At 69.8% G+C, this 16,331-nt stretch carries 16 protein-coding genes and 1 riboswitch; of the genes, 10 read left to right on the top strand and 6 right to left on the bottom strand.

Annotated elements, in window-relative coordinates:
* Positions 1–134: 134 nt before the first annotated feature.
* Positions 135–1,040 carry a DMT family transporter gene (locus tag FZN60_RS06920; RefSeq protein ID WP_158872449.1) on the bottom strand — a complete coding sequence of 302 codons (906 nt, stop codon included), beginning with the start codon at positions 1,038–1,040 and terminating at the stop codon, positions 135–137.
* 128 nt (positions 1,041–1,168) lie between these two features.
* Here FZN60_RS06920 and FZN60_RS06915 point away from each other — a divergent pair, with 128 nt between their 5' ends.
* Positions 1,169–1,927 (top strand): ArsR/SmtB family transcription factor, encoded by a 759-nt coding sequence (locus FZN60_RS06915; RefSeq protein ID WP_158872555.1) that lies wholly within the window; start codon positions 1,169–1,171, stop codon positions 1,925–1,927.
* Between the two features lie 416 nt (positions 1,928–2,343).
* On the opposite strand, the gene pdxR is transcribed toward FZN60_RS06915, so the two are convergent.
* Positions 2,344–3,786, bottom strand: a complete 1,443-nt coding sequence (gene pdxR / locus FZN60_RS06910; protein WP_158872447.1) for a MocR-like pyridoxine biosynthesis transcription factor PdxR — start codon at positions 3,784–3,786, stop codon at positions 2,344–2,346.
* Between the two features lie 101 nt (positions 3,787–3,887).
* On the opposite strand from pdxR, the gene FZN60_RS06905 reads away from it, so the two are divergent.
* Both FZN60_RS06905 and FZN60_RS06900 read left to right on the top strand, forming a co-directional pair.
* A complete protein-coding gene (locus tag FZN60_RS06905) occupies positions 3,888–4,574 on the top strand; it encodes a pyridoxamine 5'-phosphate oxidase family protein (RefSeq protein WP_158872445.1) in 687 nt (228 codons plus the stop codon).
* A gap of 103 nt (positions 4,575–4,677) precedes the next feature.
* Positions 4,678–5,445, top strand: coding sequence for an isocitrate lyase/PEP mutase family protein (locus FZN60_RS06900; RefSeq protein WP_158872443.1), 768 nt, complete (start codon positions 4,678–4,680; stop codon positions 5,443–5,445).
* 224 nt (positions 5,446–5,669) lie between these two features.
* On the opposite strand, the gene FZN60_RS06895 is transcribed toward FZN60_RS06900, so the two are convergent.
* Complete coding sequence (locus FZN60_RS06895; protein ID WP_158872441.1) at positions 5,670–6,581, bottom strand: LysR family transcriptional regulator; 912 nt, start codon at positions 6,579–6,581, stop codon at positions 5,670–5,672.
* A gap of 82 nt (positions 6,582–6,663) precedes the next feature.
* On the opposite strand from FZN60_RS06895, the gene FZN60_RS06890 reads away from it, so the two are divergent.
* The 4 genes from FZN60_RS06890 to pip all read left to right on the top strand — a co-directional run bounded on the left by FZN60_RS06890 (position 6,664) and on the right by pip (position 10,125).
* Entirely contained in the window at positions 6,664–7,521 is an 858-nt protein-coding gene (locus FZN60_RS06890; protein ID WP_158872439.1) for an EamA family transporter, read from the top strand.
* 216 nt (positions 7,522–7,737) lie between these two features.
* Positions 7,738–8,529 (top strand): AraC family transcriptional regulator, encoded by a 792-nt coding sequence (locus FZN60_RS06885; protein WP_199266504.1) that lies wholly within the window; start codon positions 7,738–7,740, stop codon positions 8,527–8,529.
* 67 nt (positions 8,530–8,596) lie between these two features.
* Entirely contained in the window at positions 8,597–9,136 is a 540-nt protein-coding gene (locus tag FZN60_RS06880) for a DUF2000 domain-containing protein (RefSeq protein WP_158872435.1), read from the top strand.
* Positions 9,137–9,174: 38 nt separating this feature from the next.
* Complete coding sequence (gene pip / locus FZN60_RS06875) at positions 9,175–10,125, top strand: prolyl aminopeptidase (protein ID WP_158872552.1); 951 nt, start codon at positions 9,175–9,177, stop codon at positions 10,123–10,125.
* Between the two features lie 180 nt (positions 10,126–10,305).
* On the opposite strand, the gene FZN60_RS06870 is transcribed toward pip, so the two are convergent.
* Positions 10,306–10,944 carry a LysE family translocator gene (locus tag FZN60_RS06870; protein ID WP_158872433.1) on the bottom strand — a complete coding sequence of 213 codons (639 nt, stop codon included), beginning with the start codon at positions 10,942–10,944 and terminating at the stop codon, positions 10,306–10,308.
* Positions 10,945–10,965: 21 nt separating this feature from the next.
* A riboswitch (ZMP/ZTP riboswitch) is annotated at positions 10,966–11,050 on the bottom strand.
* A gap of 89 nt (positions 11,051–11,139) precedes the next feature.
* Complete coding sequence (locus tag FZN60_RS06865) at positions 11,140–11,802, bottom strand: DJ-1/PfpI family protein (RefSeq protein WP_158872431.1); 663 nt, start codon at positions 11,800–11,802, stop codon at positions 11,140–11,142.
* Between the two features lie 74 nt (positions 11,803–11,876).
* Between FZN60_RS06865 and FZN60_RS06860 the strand changes: the two genes are divergently transcribed.
* The 3 genes from FZN60_RS06860 to istB all read left to right on the top strand — a co-directional run bounded on the left by FZN60_RS06860 (position 11,877) and on the right by istB (position 15,136).
* Positions 11,877–12,818 carry a GlxA family transcriptional regulator gene (locus FZN60_RS06860; RefSeq protein ID WP_158872429.1) on the top strand — a complete coding sequence of 314 codons (942 nt, stop codon included), beginning with the start codon at positions 11,877–11,879 and terminating at the stop codon, positions 12,816–12,818.
* 78 nt (positions 12,819–12,896) lie between these two features.
* On the top strand, positions 12,897–14,405 hold the full coding sequence (gene istA / locus FZN60_RS06855; protein ID WP_158872427.1) for an IS21 family transposase: 1,509 nt from the start codon (positions 12,897–12,899) through the stop codon (positions 14,403–14,405).
* Complete coding sequence (gene istB / locus FZN60_RS06850; protein ID WP_158872425.1) at positions 14,405–15,136, top strand: IS21-like element helper ATPase IstB; 732 nt, start codon at positions 14,405–14,407, stop codon at positions 15,134–15,136. The genes istA and istB overlap by 1 nt, the downstream gene beginning before the upstream one ends.
* 282 nt (positions 15,137–15,418) lie before the next feature.
* Here the strand turns inward: istB and FZN60_RS06845 are convergent, their stop codons facing one another.
* Complete coding sequence (locus FZN60_RS06845) at positions 15,419–16,306, bottom strand: LysR substrate-binding domain-containing protein (RefSeq protein ID WP_246726625.1); 888 nt, start codon at positions 16,304–16,306, stop codon at positions 15,419–15,421.
* Positions 16,307–16,331: the final 25 nt, after the last annotated feature.

The following is a 16,331-nucleotide window of genomic DNA, read 5'->3' as shown; positions in this document are numbered from 1 at the left end:
CATCGGCATGGCTCGTCGATGGAGGATGCGCCGCCCGCTCCAAGCTTGTCGGGGTGATACTCGCCGAGCGCATCGGCTTGGCGACGGAGGGCGCGCTTGAGCCGTTCGCTTCGCCCTCCTGCTGCGATTGCCGATCAGGCCGCTGGCGCCTGCCGCCGTGCCGGCAGCGTCATGGCGACGACGCTGACGATGACGAAGGCGAGGCCGATCCAGGCGGTGGGCTGCGGCGTCTCGCCGAGGAAGAGGATGCCGATGCCGACGCCGATCGGCACCCGGAGATAGGCCTGCGCCGTGGTGCCGACCGAGCCGAGGCGCTTCAGCAGCGTGAAGTAGATCACGAAGGCGAGCGCCGTCGAGAAGACCGCGAGGGCGATCAGCGCCAGCACCGAGGCGGAGGAGGGCTGCAGCGTCCAGGGTCGGTCGAGGATGAGGCTGACGGGGATGAGGACCGCCGCGCCCCAGATCAAGGAGCCCGCCGCCGGCATCATCGGGTCGAGGTTGCGAAAGGTGCGTCCGAAGGTGACGGCCGCGCCGTAGAGGGCGGCGGCGAGGACGATGGCGAGCTGTGCCGTCAGCTCCGTGCCGAAGCCGGCGAGCGCCGAGGGGCCGATCACCAGGCAGATGCCGAGAAGCCCGGCGGCGACGCCGAAGATCTTCGGGCCTGTGACCGCCTCGTGGCGGGTGATGCCGGCATTGATCAGGAAGGCGAAGACGGGAGTGAGCGAGTTGAGGATCACCGCCAGCCCCGCGTCGACATACTGCTCGCCCCAGGCGACGAGCGTGAAGGGCAGGACAGAGTTGAGCCCGGCCTGGATGAGGAAGCGCTTCGTATTGCGCGCGTCGGTCGGGAGCCTGAGGCCCCGAAGCCGCAGGATCAGGAGGAGAAGCGAGCCGGCGATCAGCGTTCGCGCGGCGATCAGCGTCACCGGCGGGATCGTCTCGACGCCGAGCTTGATGAAGGAATAGGAGGCGCCCCAGAGCGTCGCGAGCGCGAGCAGCATCGCGAGGCTGACGAGAAGGCGCGGCTGCGTGTCCGCCATGAGGAGCATGCTTTCGGGTGAGACGGGATCGGTGGCTCGGGTCTACCCGCTCGCGGGCGCCGGATGCTTCGCTCTTGGCCGAAGCGTTCCGGCCTGACAAGCACGAGGGCCGCGCCTATCCTCGCGCCATGACCGATCTTCGCACCGGCGGCGGCATCGCCGCCACCGCCTTCCTGATGGGCGATCCCGCCCGGGCCGCGATGCTGGCCGCGCTCCTCGGCGGCCAGGCGCTGACGGCGGGCGAGCTCGCGGCCGAGGCCGGCATCACCGCCCAGACCGCGAGCAGCCATCTCGTGCGGCTGGTCGAGGGCGGCCTCGTCGCCGTCGAGCGCCAGGGCCGGCACCGCTACGTGCGCCTCGCATCGCCCGCGGTCGCCGAGGCGCTGGAGGGGCTGATGGCGCTGGCGTCTCCGGCAGTGACGACGACCGCGACACGGCGACCGCGCGGCCCAAGGGACGCGGCCATGCGGCTCGCCCGCACCTGCTACGACCACATGGCCGGTCGCCTCGGCGTCGCGCTCGCGGATGCCCTGGAGCGCGACGGGCGGCTGCGGCTGGACAGCGGCGCGGGGCTCGTCACGCCGGCGGGCGAGGCCGTCTTCCCCGCGTTCGGGATCGACCTCGCCGGGCCGGCCACCGCGCGCCGGCCCCTCTGCCGGACCTGCCTCGACTGGAGCGAGCGGCGCCCGCATCTGGCCGGCCGCCTCGGCGCCGCGCTGCTCGCGCGCTCGCTCGAACTCGGCTGGGTCGCCCGCGCGCCGAAGAGCCGGACGCTGGCGATCACCCCGGCCGGCGAGCGAGGCTTCGTGGACGTCTTCCGCTGCGAGCCGGTCTGGCACGCGCCCGATGCGGCCGAGGCAAGACGCGCAGTGGAGCGGCAGCACTGAACGAGACGCGGAAGCGACGCTGTGGTGGGCCCCATGGATCGTGGGGAGGCGCTTCCGCTCTCCGGCCAACCGATCCCGATGCAAACGCCGTTTGCGGGATGGATGCTAGGTATGACGATCGCGTTCGAAGCTGTCATGCCGGGCACCATCCCCCTCGCGGCGGCCTGACGGGCCACGTCCTCTGCACGGGCATCTGGCATGCAGGCGAGCGAGGACGGCGCGTCCTGGCCGGTCACTGCTCCCGGATCGGGGCCTCCGAGCCCGCCGTTCCACATCTGAGAGCGAGGGGCGCACTGCACATCTTGGCATGACGCCTGTTCTTGCAGTGGTTGTCAGCCGTGAGCGACGCCGAGACGGCCGGCTTCATGGGTCAAAGCGGGCGCATCAGCCCATCGATGATCGCGCATCGAGCCAGCTCATGCGGGCCGGTGTCTGCCGATCGCCGTTTTCAGCCTGGCGATCCGCTCCTCCGTCGCGGCGCCGATGCCGAACAGGAGCCCCGGGCGCGGCGAACTGATATGGAACGGCGACAAGGCCATCGGACCGAGCCCTTGTGCGTGAAGAGCTCGGGCCCACGCGTCGTCGTCGTCGGCTTGGTCGCGGAACCAGATCGGCAGTTGCAAGCCGCCGCTGCCGGAGCCGACCTCGAACAGGCCGCCGCCCACGTCCCGCAAGGCGTCGCGCGTGGCCCGCATGCGTTCCTCGTAGACGGCGTGCATGCGCCGGATGTGGGCGCGCAGGTGCCCCTCGTTCAGGAAGTCGGCGAGCGCGGCCTGCACGTGGATCGGGACCGATCCGCCCTCCCGTCGCAGGACGGCGCGCACGGGGCCGACGAGGCGCGGCGGCAGCACCGCATAGGCGACGCGCAAGGCCGGCGCCAGGACCTTCGAAAAGGTGCCGACATAGGCGACGCAGCCCGCCCGGTCGATGCCTTGAAGGGCCGCCAGCGGGCGCGAGGCGTAATGGAACTCGCTGTCGTAGTCGTCCTCGATCACGACGGCCCCGACCGAGGCCGCGAACTCCAGAAGCTTCAGCCGGCGCGGCAGGCTCATGGACACGCCGGTCGGATACTGGTGCGAGGGCGTGACGTAGACGAGGCAGGGCGGCGGCCCGTGACCCTCGGCACGGCCGATCGCGATGCCCTCCTCGTCGCACGGAACGGGCACGAGCGCGGCCCCCGCCGCGCGGAAGGTTTCGCGCGCGATCCCGTAAGCTGGCTCCTCCAGCCAGACCGGGCGGTCAGGCCCGACCCGCTCGACGCGCGAGAGCATCGACAGAATGGACGCCGCGGAGGGCATGACCACGACCTGCTCGGGATCGGCCAGGACGGCGCGGGCCCGCACCACGTGCCGGAGGATGGCGTGCCGCAGCTCGGCCAAGCCGTTCTCCTCGCCATAGCCGAGATCGTGGATGCGCGGGGCGCGGGCCCGCGCGGCCAGGCAGCGCGCCCAGGTCGCGTGCGGAAAGCTGTCGAGATCGGGCAGGCCGGGGCGAAAGGGGAGAAAGCGTTCCGGCTCGTCGGGGACGTGGGCACGGGCGGAGCCGCTCTGGGTCTCCGCGCGGGCCTCGACCCGGGCACCCGCCGGAGGCGCGGACAGGTCGGCGACGCGCATGGCCGATCCGGGATGCCCTCGCACGAAGCCTTCCGCCCGCAGGCGCTCGAAGCCGCCGACGACCGTGGAGCGCGCGAGCCCGAGCGATCGCGCCAGGGCGCGCGAGGACGGCAGGCGCTCGCCCGGCCGCAGACGGCCGTCGAGGATGCGATCGCGGATCGCCGCGTGGATCTGCTGCTCGAGCTTGCCCGCGGCGCGGTCCAGGGGAAGCCAGGCGCTGGCAGGTGGAAGGATCGGGGCCGGCATGACGACCAGTGAACTGGACTGGACACAATCGCGCAAGTGGCCGGCGCGAGGCGTCCGGTTTCGGGTCATGACCTTCCAGCATCCAGCCCGAGGACGCCGCCATGCCCCGTTCCGCCCAACCCACCGACGGTTCGACCTACCCGGTCACCGCGCGCAGCCGCGCCCGGCGCCTCCACAAGCGCGTCGCTTACGAGCGGGACGCGGTCCACGCCGTCCTCGACGCCGCCCCGATCTGCCATGTCGGCTACGTCATCGACGGCCAGCCCTATGTCACGCCGACGATCCACTGGCGCGAGGGGGAGCGCGTCTATTGGCACGGCTCGGCGGCGAGCCGCTTCCTGCGCCAAGTCGAGGGCGAGCGCGTCTGCCTGACCGTCAGCCTGATGGACGGCTACGTGCTGGCGCGCTCGGCCTTCAACCATTCGGTCAACTACCGCTCCGCCATGGTGTTCGGCCGGGCTCGGCTTCTGGAGGAGCCCGACGCCGTCGCCGAGGCCCTTCGCCGCTTCACCGACGGGCTCTTTCCCGGCCGCTGGGAGAGGCTGCGCCCGATGACGCCCCAGGAGCTGAAGGCGACGAGCGTCCTCTTTCTCGACATCGAGGAGGCCACCGCCAAGACGCGCGACGCCCCGCCGGGCGACGGCGACGAGGCCGATCATCCGGTCTGGGCGGGCGTCCTGCCGCTCGAAACACGCTTCGCCCCGGCTTGCCCCGCGCCGGACCTTTCCGCCGGACTGGACCTCCCGGAGGAACTCGTACACCTCATGAGCTCGGGCCGGCTTCGATGACGCTGAACGGCGATCCCGGGATGGATCCAAGCGTCGTCCCGAGGCAGCGATTTCGAACGCCGAGAGGGGCTGAATGTCATCCGATCTGGAACGGGAGAAAGCGATGACCACGACGGCAGAGAAGCGAACGGCCTTTCGAAAACTGCACGAGAGCGGCTTCTTCGTCCTTCCCAATGCTTGGGACGCCGGCAGCGCGGCGCGCCTGACCAAGCTGGGCTTCAAGGCGATCGCCTCCACGAGTTCGGGCGCGGCGTGGGGCGCGGGCCGGGACGACGGGGAACTCGGGCTCGAGGCGACGCTCGCCAACCTTCGCACGCTCGTCGCGGCCACTCCCCTGCCGGTCAATGCCGACTTCGAGAACGGCTTTGCCGACGATCCGAAAGACGTGGCGGTGAACGTCGCGCGGGCGCTCGACACGGGCGTCGCGGCGCTGTCGATCGAGGACTGGTCGGGCAGCTTCATGTACGAGCAGGGCCTCGCCGTCGAGCGCATCGCCGCCGCCCGCGCCGCCATCGACGCGGTGGACCCGAGCGCCATGCTGGTCGGGCGCAACGAGAACTACCAGGTGCCCGATATGCCGGTGAGCGAGAGCATCGCCCGGGCCGTCGCCTATGCCGAGGCCGGGGCCGACTGCCTGTTCGTGCCGCTCGTCCTCGATCCGGGCGCGGTGGCCGAGCTCGTCGCGGCCGTCGCGCCCAAGCCCGTCAACGTGGTCGTCCACGACTACGACGACAGCATCCAGCGCTTGGCCGCGATCGGCGTCCGCCGCTGCAGCGTCGGCGGCAGCCTCGCCAAACGAGCCTGGGCCGCCTTCGACGCCGCGGCCGACACGCTGCGTCGGTGCGAGGCCTCCGCTTCGCGTTCGGCGTAGGCGGTAAGCCCGGCACTTGGAGGATCGCCGTGGTGGCCGCTCGGACACCGGGCGGCCTGTGAAAAGCGCGAGCATGCGGAGCAAGGTGGAAACCGGGCCGAAATCCGTCCGGCGGCGTCCAGCTGTTCGCTTGAACAGCGCTTGATCGGCTCGGCCGGCTGGGCATGTGACGTCAGCTCCGAAACCGAGCGTCGACGATCTGCCGTCCGCCCCTGAGGCGCCGGTCAGGCACCGTGGCGTTCCGATCCGTCGTCCCCGAACGTCTCGACCAGGAAATCCACGAAGCAGCGCACCTTCGGCGCGGTGAAGCGGCGCGAAGGGTAGACGGCGTAGAGGACCGTCTCGTTCGGGGTCCATTCGGTCAGCAGCGGCACCAGGCGCCCGGCCGCGATGTCGGGCTCGACATAGGCGCGGGGAATGAGGTGGATGCCGAAGCCGGCGAGGAGCGCGTCGCGCACCGCGAGGCTGGAGCCGGCCACGTAGCGCCCTTCGATCGCGATCCTCTGGCTCTGCCCGTCCTTCGTGAACTCCCAGACGTCGGCGTGGCCCGACAGGCTGAAGCGGACGCATTCGTGCGCGCGCAGGTCCGCCGGGGCAGCGGGGCGTCCCGCGGCGGCGAGATAGTCGGGCGAGGCGCAAAGGACGTGCCGCATGGTCGCGAGGCGCCGCGCGACGAGGCTGGAGTCCTCCAGGCGATCGCTGCCGCGGATCGCGAGGTCGAAGCCCTCGCGCACGAGATCCACGCGTCGGTCGTCCAGGTGAAGATCGAGCCTGAGCGCCGGGTGCTTCGCCAGGAAGCCCGGAATGGCGTGCGACAGCCAGGTCAGCGTGACCGTCAGCGGCGCGCTGACCCGCAAAAGGCCGCTCGGCTCGCCGCCTTCCGGCGACACGGCCTGCCCGGCCTCCTCTAGAGCGTCGAGGGCAGAGGACACGGCCTCCAGATAAAGGCGGCCCTCCTCCGTCAGCGCCATGCGCCGCGTCGTCCGTTGGATCAGCCGCACGCCGAGGTCGGCCTCGAGCTCGGCGAGGTTCTTGCTCACCGCCGAGGCGGACAGCGACAGCCGGCGCCCGGCTTCGACGAAGCTGCCGCGCTCGGCGATCGCCCGGAACACGCGAAGGGCGGTGTAGCGGTCCATGCGATCCGTTCGTCCGAGTGGATGAAGTCGTGACTATGAAGCCCATTATCCTCAAGGCGCCGCGAGGTACAGGATCGCCGACATGAGCGCCCGCGCGACCGACATCGTCCTCACCGCCCTGGCGCCCATGATCTGGGGCAGCACCTATCTCGTCACGACCAGCTTCCTCGCCGGATTCCCGCCGCTGACGGTGGCGATGCTGCGGGCTCTCCCGGCGGGGCTCCTGCTCCTCCTGATCGTGCGCCGATTGCCCTGGGGGCCGTGGTGGACGCGCTGCTTCGTGCTCGGCGCGCTGAACTTCTCGCTCTTCTGGTTCTTCCTGTTCGTCGCCGCCTACCGCCTGCCGGGCGGCGTCGCCGCGACGGTCGGCGCCGTGCAGCCCCTAATCGTGATCCTGATGGCGCGCGTCGCGCTGGCGACGCCGATCCGGGCCTCGGCCCTTCTGGCGGCCGCGATCGGGCTTCTGGGCGTCGCGCTCCTCGTCCTGTCGCCGGCGGCCGCGCTCGATCCGGTGGGCGTGGCGGCGGCGCTGATCGGGACGACCTGCATGGCGGCGGGCACGGTCCTGACGCGGCGCTGGCAGCCGCCGGTGCCGCTCGTGACGTTCACCGCCTGGCAGCTCGCCGCCGGCGGGCTCCTCCTCTTGCCGCCCGTCCTGTTCCTGGAGCCGATCCCGGCCGCCTTCGACAGGGCGAACGCCCTCGCGCTCGCGTGGATCGGCCTCGTCGGGGCGGCGATGACCTATATCCTCTGGTTCAGGGGGATCGCCCGGCTGGAGCCGTCGGTGGTCTCCTCGCTGGGCTTCCTGAGCCCGGTGACGGCGATTCTTCTCGGCTGGCTCGTCCTCGGCGAGACCCTGTCGCTCCCGCAGATCCTCGGCATCGGGATGGTGATCGCCAGCATCTGGTTCGGTCAGCGGGCGGCGCGCGCGCGATCATAGCCGCCGCGCCATCGCGCGCGTTCGAAGCGCGACGATGGGGGCCGCCCGTATGCCGGCGGTCGTGCCTCCGCCGAGGGAAACCCGGGGCCGGGCACGAAATGGTCTCAAACGGGAAGGCCTTTCGCGTCAACCGAGAGGCCGGAAGGGCGCCAGAAGCGGAAAGCCGTTGTGTTCCGACGCGCGGGGCCGCACAGCGGAGCCATGACGAAGGGGCGGTTGCATCATCTGAGCTGGCTGCACGGCGTCGAGGTCTTCGAGGCCGATCTGCGCTCGCAGACCTTCGGCCGCCATTCGCACGAGGGCTTCGCCATCGGCGCGATCTCGGCCGGCGTGGGCGGCTACAGGCTCCGGGGCGCGGACGTCCTCCTGCCCCAAGGCTCGTTGTCCCTGATGAATCCGGACGAGGCCCATACCGGCCACGCCGCGTCCGGCGCGCTGCGCTACGACATGCTCTATGCAAGCGAGGACGCGGTTCGCGCGCTCCTCGGGCTGCGCGACCTCGCCGGCTTCTCGGACGTCGCGCCGCAGGATCGCGGCGGAGAGCTGGCCCGGCGGCTGTGCCGTCTCGCTGCTGCGCTGAACGCCGATCGACGTGCGGATCGCCGCCTCGCCGTCGAGGAGGGCGTGCAGTCCGTTCTCGGCGCCGCCTTCGTTCGTCATGGCCGCGCCGAGCTTCGAGCGCCGGGACGGGAGACGCGCGCCGTGACGGAGCTGCGCGAGCGAATCGCGGCCGCCGTCGAGGACGGCCGATCGCTGTCGCTCGGCGAGCTCGCGGCCGGCGTCGGTCTCCACCCGTCCTATCTCGTGCGCAGCGTGCGCCGGAGCACGGGTCTCACGCCGCACGCGCTGGTGATCCAGCGACGGGTCGGGCGGGCGCGCGACCTTCTCGTGCAGGGCATGCCGGCGGCGCAGGCCGCGGCCGCCGCGGGCTTCAGCGACCAGACGCACATGATCCGCCTGTTCCGCCGGCACTTCGGGGTGACGCCGGGCGCGATGATCCGGCACTGAAGGTCAATTTCCTTCAATCCGGACACGCGAGGCGAGGCGCATGAGCGGGGAATAAGGAGTCTTGCCCATGTCCATCAAGCCCGTCATCGTCCTCGCCGAAACCCTGCCCGTCGGCCTGAAGGCCAACTACGCCGCCGTGCTCGCCATGAGCCTGGGCAAGCTCATGCCCGACCTCGTCGGCGCCGACACGCCGACCGCGGACGGCGTCGCGCTCCCCGGCATCACCACCGTCGCGCTTCCGGTCCTCGGCGCGCCGGCCGCCGACCTCCTCCCGCTGTTCGTCGCAGCGGACGGCCTGCCGGTGCGGCTCGCCTACATGCGATCCGCCTTCGAGGCCCGAACTTATGAGGACTACGCCGGCCGGATCGCCGCTGCGCCCCTCGCGCGGCACGAGCCCCAGGCGCTGCTTCTCGCAGGACCGCGCCGCGCCGTCGACCGCCTCTGCGGCCGCCTGCCTCCTGCGCTGAGCGTGCCGGTCGGGACGGGGGTCGCCATGTCCGTGTTCGCCCCGACCGCTTCGGCGACGCTTGGCCTCATGAACCTCGTCGGCTCGATGTGCTGCGGGCGAGGCGGATGGAAGGGAGACTGGCGGCTCAGGGTATCGTAAGAGCAGAGGCCGCCATGCCATGCAGTCCACGAGGCCCCATGTCCGAACTCCGTTCCCTCTACCCGTCCGTCGAACCCTACGAGACAGGCACGCTGGATGTCGGCGATGGACACGTCGTCTACTTCGAGAGGGTCGGGACACCGGGTGCCAAGCCGGCTGTTTTTCTTCACGGTGGGCCGGGCGGGGGCATCTCGGCGGCTCAGCGACGCTTGTTCGATCCCTCGCGCTATGACGTTCTCCTCTTCGACCAGCGCGGCTGCGGTCGCTCGACGCCTCATGCAAGCATAGAAGCCAATACAACCTGGCACCTCGTGGCCGACATCGAGCGTCTTCGCGATCATGTCGGCGTCGAGAAGTGGATGGTCTTTGGCGGGTCGTGGGGATCGACGTTAGCTCTGGCTTATTCGCAGACCTATCCCGACCGGGTCAGCGAATTGGTGCTGCGGGGCGTTTATACGCTCACGAAGGCGGAGATCGACTGGTACTATCAGTTCGGCGTGTCGGAGATGTTTCCGGACAAGTGGGCGCGTTTCCAAGCCCCGATCCCGGAAAACGAACGTCACGATATGGTCCAAGCCTATCATCGGCGCCTCGTCGGCGACGATCCCGTCGCGCAGATCGAGGCGGCGAAAGCCTGGACGATCTGGGAAGGCGAGACGATCACTCTTCTTCCCGACCCGGAGTTCTCGGCTCCATTCCGCGATGGTCACTATGCTCTGGCGTTCGCGCGCCTCGAGAACCACTACTTCGTTCATCGGGCATGGTTGGACGAGGGTCAGCTTCTGAGGGACGCTCACCGCCTCCGCGGCATCCCTGGTGTCATCGTCCATGGGCGCTACGACATGCCATGCCCGGCGCGCTATGCCTTCGCGCTCCACCAGGAATGGCCGGAGGCCGAGTTCCATCTCATCGAAGGAGCCGGTCATGCCTGGACCGAGCCGGGCATACTCGACCGCCTCATCCGCGCAGCGGATCGCTTCGCGGTGTGAAATTTTCACGACCGCCCTCCGACCTGACAAGGAACACGAACAGCTCAGGACTTGAGTTTCGGCCACGTCAGCTTCCGAGATCGCTTCGGGTCAACTGCGCGGTTCAAACGGATCGGTTGCGAAATGTCCGCTAACCGTCTCGGTATTGTAGGAAGCGGACACCCGATCGACGTATCGCCATCAAGTCCGCGGCAGCAGCGCTTCCGACAGGAGGCGCGTGCCGAGAGCGCCCATCACGGCCCCGGCGGCACGGTCGACCCAGGTCTTCGAGCGCAGGTAGGCCGAGCGCGGCCGTCGCGCCGAGAAGGCCGAGGCGACGACGGCGTACCATGATGCTTCCAGCGCCAGGACCTGCAGGGGCAGGGACAGGACCAGCCATGCCGGAGCCGGGGCCGGCAGGAGGGCGGCGAAGATACTGGCATAGACGATCGCCGTCTTCGGATTGCTGAGCTGCGTGACCAGACCGATTCCGAAGGACCGCAGCGCGGTCGAGGGGCGGGGCGCGTCGAGGTTCGAGACGTCGAGCGGCTCGGATGCTCCGCGCCAGATGCGGATGCCGAGATAGAGGAGGTAGAGGCCGCCGAGGACGCGCAGCGTCAGGTGCAGCCAGTCCACCTGGAGAAGGAGGGTGACGAGGCCGAGCAGCGCCAGCGTCGCGAAGACCGCGCCGCCGACGCCCATGCCAAGCGCCGCGGCCAGCCCGTCCCGCCGGGACGCGGTGACGGCGATGCGCGACACGAGGACGAAGCTCGGGCCGGGACTGACGGCCCCGACGAGGAGGGCTCCGAGAATGCCGAGAAGGGCGATGGACGCGGACATGGGGCAGGCTCCTTGGGAAAAGTGGAGTGCCCAGGCGAGCGGCGTCGCGAACGATCCGCGCTCCCCGATGGTGATCCATCCGTTCTCGCCAGTCACGCGGATCGACTCACTATGGGCCGAGCCGCCGGGTCGCGCAACAGGCCGGGGTCGAAGCTGTCTCGACCGCTCGCGTCTCAGCGCCTCCGGCCGGCGCCGTCACGGCCGCAGGAGTGCTTCCCGCTCTCGGCGCGAGCCCGCCATGCGCGCCTTCGCCGCCTCGACGACCGCGCCCGATGCGGTCGCGGGCAGGCCGGCGTCGAAGGGCGGGGCGGGGGCATATTCCAGGGCGAGCTGGATCGTCTCGGCTTCCTCGCGGCCGAGAAGTTCGGCGACCACCGTCAGCCCGAAGTCGATGCCCGACGTCACGCCGCCCGCGGTGATGAGCGATCCGTCCTGCACGACGCGCTCGGAGACCGGGATCGCACCGAAGGCGGGCAGGAAGTCCATCGCGTTCCAATGTGTGGCCGCGCGCTTGCCGGCAAGGAGCCCGGCCTGCCCCAGGACGAGGGCGCCGGTGCAGACGGAGGTGACGAAGCGCGCCGTCGCCGCCTTGGTCCGGATGAAGGCGAGCACCGTCTCGTCGGTGAGGAGCGCGTTCACGCCGCTGCCGCCGGGGATGCAGAGGACGTCGAAGTCCGGCGCTTCGGCAAAGGTCGTGTCGGGCGTCAGCATCAGTCCCGTCGCCGAGCGGACCGGCCGGAGGTCCTTCCAGACGAGGTGGACGGCCGCGCCCCTGGCCGAGGCGAAGACCTCGTAGGGGCCGGTGAGATCGAGCTGCTGCACGCCGGGAAAGCAGAGGATGCCGAAGCGAAGGGTCATGGGTGCGCTCCTGTCTTGACGGGAGGAGCCTAGCGCGGGACGACTTGGCCGTTGCGCCAATCATCGCTCGTTTCATGCCAACACGTCCTTCGCCTCCCCACCGCGTCGAGATCCTCGCCTTCGCCGACGCGCAGATCCTGGACGTGACCGGGCCGGCGCAGGTCTTCGCTACCGCCAACGACCTGTCGCCGCCCGGCGCACCGAGGCCCTACGAGGTCGCCCTCGTTTCGCTCGACGTCGAGATCGCCACGAGTTCCGGCCTCACGCTGAAGGCCGAGCCGGCGGCAGAGCGCAACGGCGCGCTCGGGACGCTGATCGTGTCGGGCGGCTACGGGGTGGATGCGGCGCGCCGCGACCGGGCGCTGATCGACTGGGTCCGGCGGCGATCGGCGTCGGCCGGGCGGACGGCCTCCGTGTGCAGCGGCGCCCTCATCCTCGCCGAGGCCGGCCTGCTCGACGGGCGCCGGGCGGTGACGCACTGGCAGCGCTGCGCGGAGTTCCGCACCCGCTATCCCTCGGTGCTGCTCGACCCGGACCCCATATTCATCCGGGACGGAACCGTCTGGACCTCGGCCGGCGTCACGGCGGGCATCGATCTGGCGCTTGCCATGGTGGAGGCGGATCACGGCCGGCGGCTGGCGCTCGCCGTGGCACGGCAACTCGTCGTCTTTCTCAAGCGGCCGGGCGGTCAGGCGCAGTTCAGCGCCACGCTGGCGCTTCAGTCGGCGGACGAGACCTTCGAGGAACTGCACGGATGGATCGCGGCCCATCTCGATCGCGACCTCTCGCTGGCGACCTTGGCAAGCCAAGCCGGCATGAGTCTTCGTACCTTCTCCCGCCGCTACAAAAGCGGAACGGGGCGCACGCCTGCCGAAGGCGTCGAGATGATCCGGCTGGACGGCGCCCGCCAGCTTCTGGAGGAGGGCGCCAGCGTGACCCGAACCGCCGCCCGATGCGGCTTCGGCTCGACGGAGACTGCGGTTAAGCATGGAAGAAGGACCCGGCTGACGGGCTGATCGGCGCCCAAAAGGGACCCACCCCCGGCACAATGGATGCATGCTCCCGCCGATCCAAGAAGGTGGGAGCCAGCCGGGATGATGATCGTGGAAACCATCGCCAAGATACGACGTCTGGCCAACGTCGAACGCATGACCATCCGTGAGATCTCGCGAGAGCTGCGTTTGTCTCGCAAGGTCGTTCGTAAGGCGCTGCGCCCAGACGTCACCGCCTTCACCTACAAGCGCAAGCGTCAGCCCCGCCCTCAGCTCGACACCCACATCGGGCAGCTCGAAGCGCTGCTGGCCGAGGAGCTGCCCAAGCCCAAGCGACAGCGCCTGAGCTACACGCGCTTGTTCGAGATGCTGCGCGAGAACGGTTATGCCGGCGGCTATGACAGCGTGCGCCGCTATGCTCAGCGTTGGTTCAAGGAGCGCGCCGTGTCAGCGCAAGGCGTCTTCGTGCCGCTCGCCTTCGCGCCCGGCGAGGCCTATCAGTTCGACTGGAGCCACGAGACCGCAATCATCGACGGCACCACCACGCAGATCAAGGTCGCACACGTTCGGCTTTGTCACAGCCGCTTCTTCCTGGTGCGCGCCTATCCTCGCGAGACGCAGGAGATGGTCTTCGACGCCCACGAACAGGCATTCCGCTTCTTCGGTGGCGCCTGCCGGCGCGGCATCTACGACAACATGCGCACGGCCGTTGCCACGATCTTCATAGGCCGCCAGCGCATCTTCAACCGGCGCTTCGAGCAGTTCTGCTCCCACCATCTCGTCGAGCCCACCGCCTGCAACCCAGGTGCGGGCTGGGAGAAGGGTCAGGTGGAGAACCAGGTGCGCACCGCCCGCAACCGCTTCTTCAAGCCGCCGCCTCGGTGCGGCTCGCTGGCAGAGCTGAACGAGTGGCTCGAGGCACGCTGCCTGACCTGGGCGCGAACGGCCGCTCACCCTGTCCAGCGCGATCGAACGGTGATGGAGGTCTTCACCCGCGAGGATCAGCCCGCGCTCGTGCCGCTGCGCCTTCCCTTCGATGGCTTCCACGAGGTCGAAGCGGTCGCGTCTTCGACCTGCCTCGTGCGCTTCGATCACAACCGCTACTCCGTGGCGGCTCGCGCCGCCGGGCGTCAGGTGCAGCTTCGTGCCTATGCCGAACGCATCGCCATCTTCCTGAACGGCGAGATCGTTGCCCAGCATCCACGCTCGTTCGCTCGCCACGCGACGGTCTACGATCCCTGGCACTACCTGCCCGTCCTCGCCCGCAAGCCCGGCGCCTTGCGCAACGGCGAGCCCTTCCGTGACTGGGACCTGCCCGATGCTCTTCGCCGGATCCGCCAACGCTTGGCTGTGCATCCAGATGGCGACAGGCAGTTCGTCACGATCCTCTCGGCCGTGCCGGAAGCCGGCCTTGAGGCCGTGGAAGCAGCCTGCACAAGTGCTCTGGAGGCTCGCTTGAACAGCGCCGATGCGGTTCTGAACTGCTTGGCTCGTGCCCGCGATCCAGAACCGCCAGCCCCCATCCTCACGCCGGCATCCCTGACGCTGGGCCTTTTGCCCGAGGCTGACTGTGCCCGCTACGACTCTCTTCGTGCCGCGGTGAGGGCGTGATGGAGCGTCCGGCCATTCTCGAGATGATGGTCAAGCTGAAGCTGCGCGGCATGCGGACGGCCTATGACGAGGTGATGACGCTCGCTGCCAAGCGCCATCACTCGCCCGAGCACGTCGTGGGCGAGCTTCTCGCGGCGCAACTGGCCGAAACCCAGACGCGGGCGACCGCCCATCGGCTGGCCAATGCGCGCTTTCCCGTGATGAAGACGCTAGGCGAGTTCGACTTCGCCGGCTCACCCGTGGGCGAGCCCATTGTGCGGGAGCTGCACAAGGGAGCCTTTCTGGCCGAAAGCCGCAACGCGGTGCTGATCGGGGGCACGGGATCTGGCAAGACGCATCTGGCGATTGCGATCGGCGCCAACTGCGTGCGCGAGCGTGAGGCGCGTGTGCGCTTCTTCAACACGGTCGATCTCGTCAACCAGTTGGACGCGGAGAGCCGGGCGGGCAAGACGGGCCGGCTGGCCGCACAGCTCGGCCGAACCGACCTCGTGATCCTGGACGAACTCGGCTACCTGCCGTTCCCGCGTGCGGGCGGTCAGATGCTGTTCCACCTGATCAGCCGCCTCTACGAGCGCACCTCGGTGATCGTGACGACCAATCTTCCCTTTGCCGAGTGGCCGAGCGTGTTCGGCGACGCCAAGATGACCACGGCGCTTCTCGACCGGCTGACGCACCACTGCGAGATCCTGGAAACCGGCAACGCGAGCTGGCGGCTCAAGACACGCGCTTGAGGAGCAGGCGGCGGTCTGGAGACGAGGTCGGCGCCGCTGCGCTGATTGGGAGGCTCCGCGTCGCCGACCTCTACGGAGCGGCTGGATCAGCGTTGAAGGTGGGTCCCTTTTGGACGCCGATCCTGGGTCCCTTTTGGATGCCGATTGACAACGGAGACCATGCGGCGCGTCTTCCTGCGCCATCTCGGGATCGGTCCGAGCGCTTATCGCGACCGCTTCCACGGGTGAGTCGAACGCCGGCCGGCACCGGACGCCGGCCGCTGCGCCGCCCATAACGCAGCGTCAGGTGGTCTGCTCTTGGAGCCGGGAACCGGCGGCTTCGAGGAGAAGCTCTGTGAAGGCCCCCGCTGCGGCGGTGATCTTGGGCGAGCGATGCAGCACGAGCTCGATCGATCCGAGATCGGGGAGATGCCTGGCGGACGGGCCGAACGCGCGCAGATCGGGCGGGATCATGTCCGCGCACCGCGCCGTGATCCCGAGGCCTGCCCGGACGGCCGCCCAGACCCCAACGAGGCTCGACGTCGCGAAGACGTGCCGCCACGGCAGGCCCGCCGCTTCCAAGGCGTCCGTCGCGCGGCGGCGGAAGGCGCAAGGGTCGTCGAAGGCGACGAGCGCGACCGGCTCTCCCTCGGTCGCGCGATAATCCTCCGCGGCGATCCAGGCGAGGCGCACGTCGGCAACGGTCTCGCAAGTCGGCCTGCCCAGCGTCCCCCAGGTCAAAGCGAGGTCGAGGGCGCCAGCACTCACCGCGTCGGCCATCGACGCACCGCGATCGACGCGCGCCTCCACGCGCACCTGGGGGTAGGCCCGCTGGAAGCGCGCGAGGAGAGGGGGCAGCCAGGTCTCGGCGAAGTCCTGCGGAACGCCGACGCGCACCCAGCCGTCCAGACCGGCCAGGCCGCCGAGCGCCAGGCGCGCCTCGTCGTTGAGCTCAAGGATGCGGCGCGCATAGGCCATCAGCGTCTCGCCGGCCTCGGTCAGCGCGAGTCCTCGGCCCTGCTTGCGCATGAGCGGTTGGCCGACCTGGCTCTCCAGCTTGCGCAGGTGCAGGCTGACGGCTGAGGGCGAGCGCCCGAGCCGGTCGGCGGCCTTGGCGAAGCTGCCGAGATCCACGCCGGTGACGAAGGTGCGCAGGACGTCCATGTCGAGGTTGAGCCGGGCCACAACCATTCAGCTTTCCTCGATCATGGCTTTT

It is taken from the genome of Antarcticirhabdus aurantiaca (assembly GCF_009765365.1).
In the GTDB taxonomy this organism is placed as follows: Bacteria; Pseudomonadota; Alphaproteobacteria; order Rhizobiales; family Rhizobiaceae; genus Antarcticirhabdus; species Antarcticirhabdus aurantiaca.
This window is presented reverse-complemented; position numbering and strand designations above follow the sequence as displayed.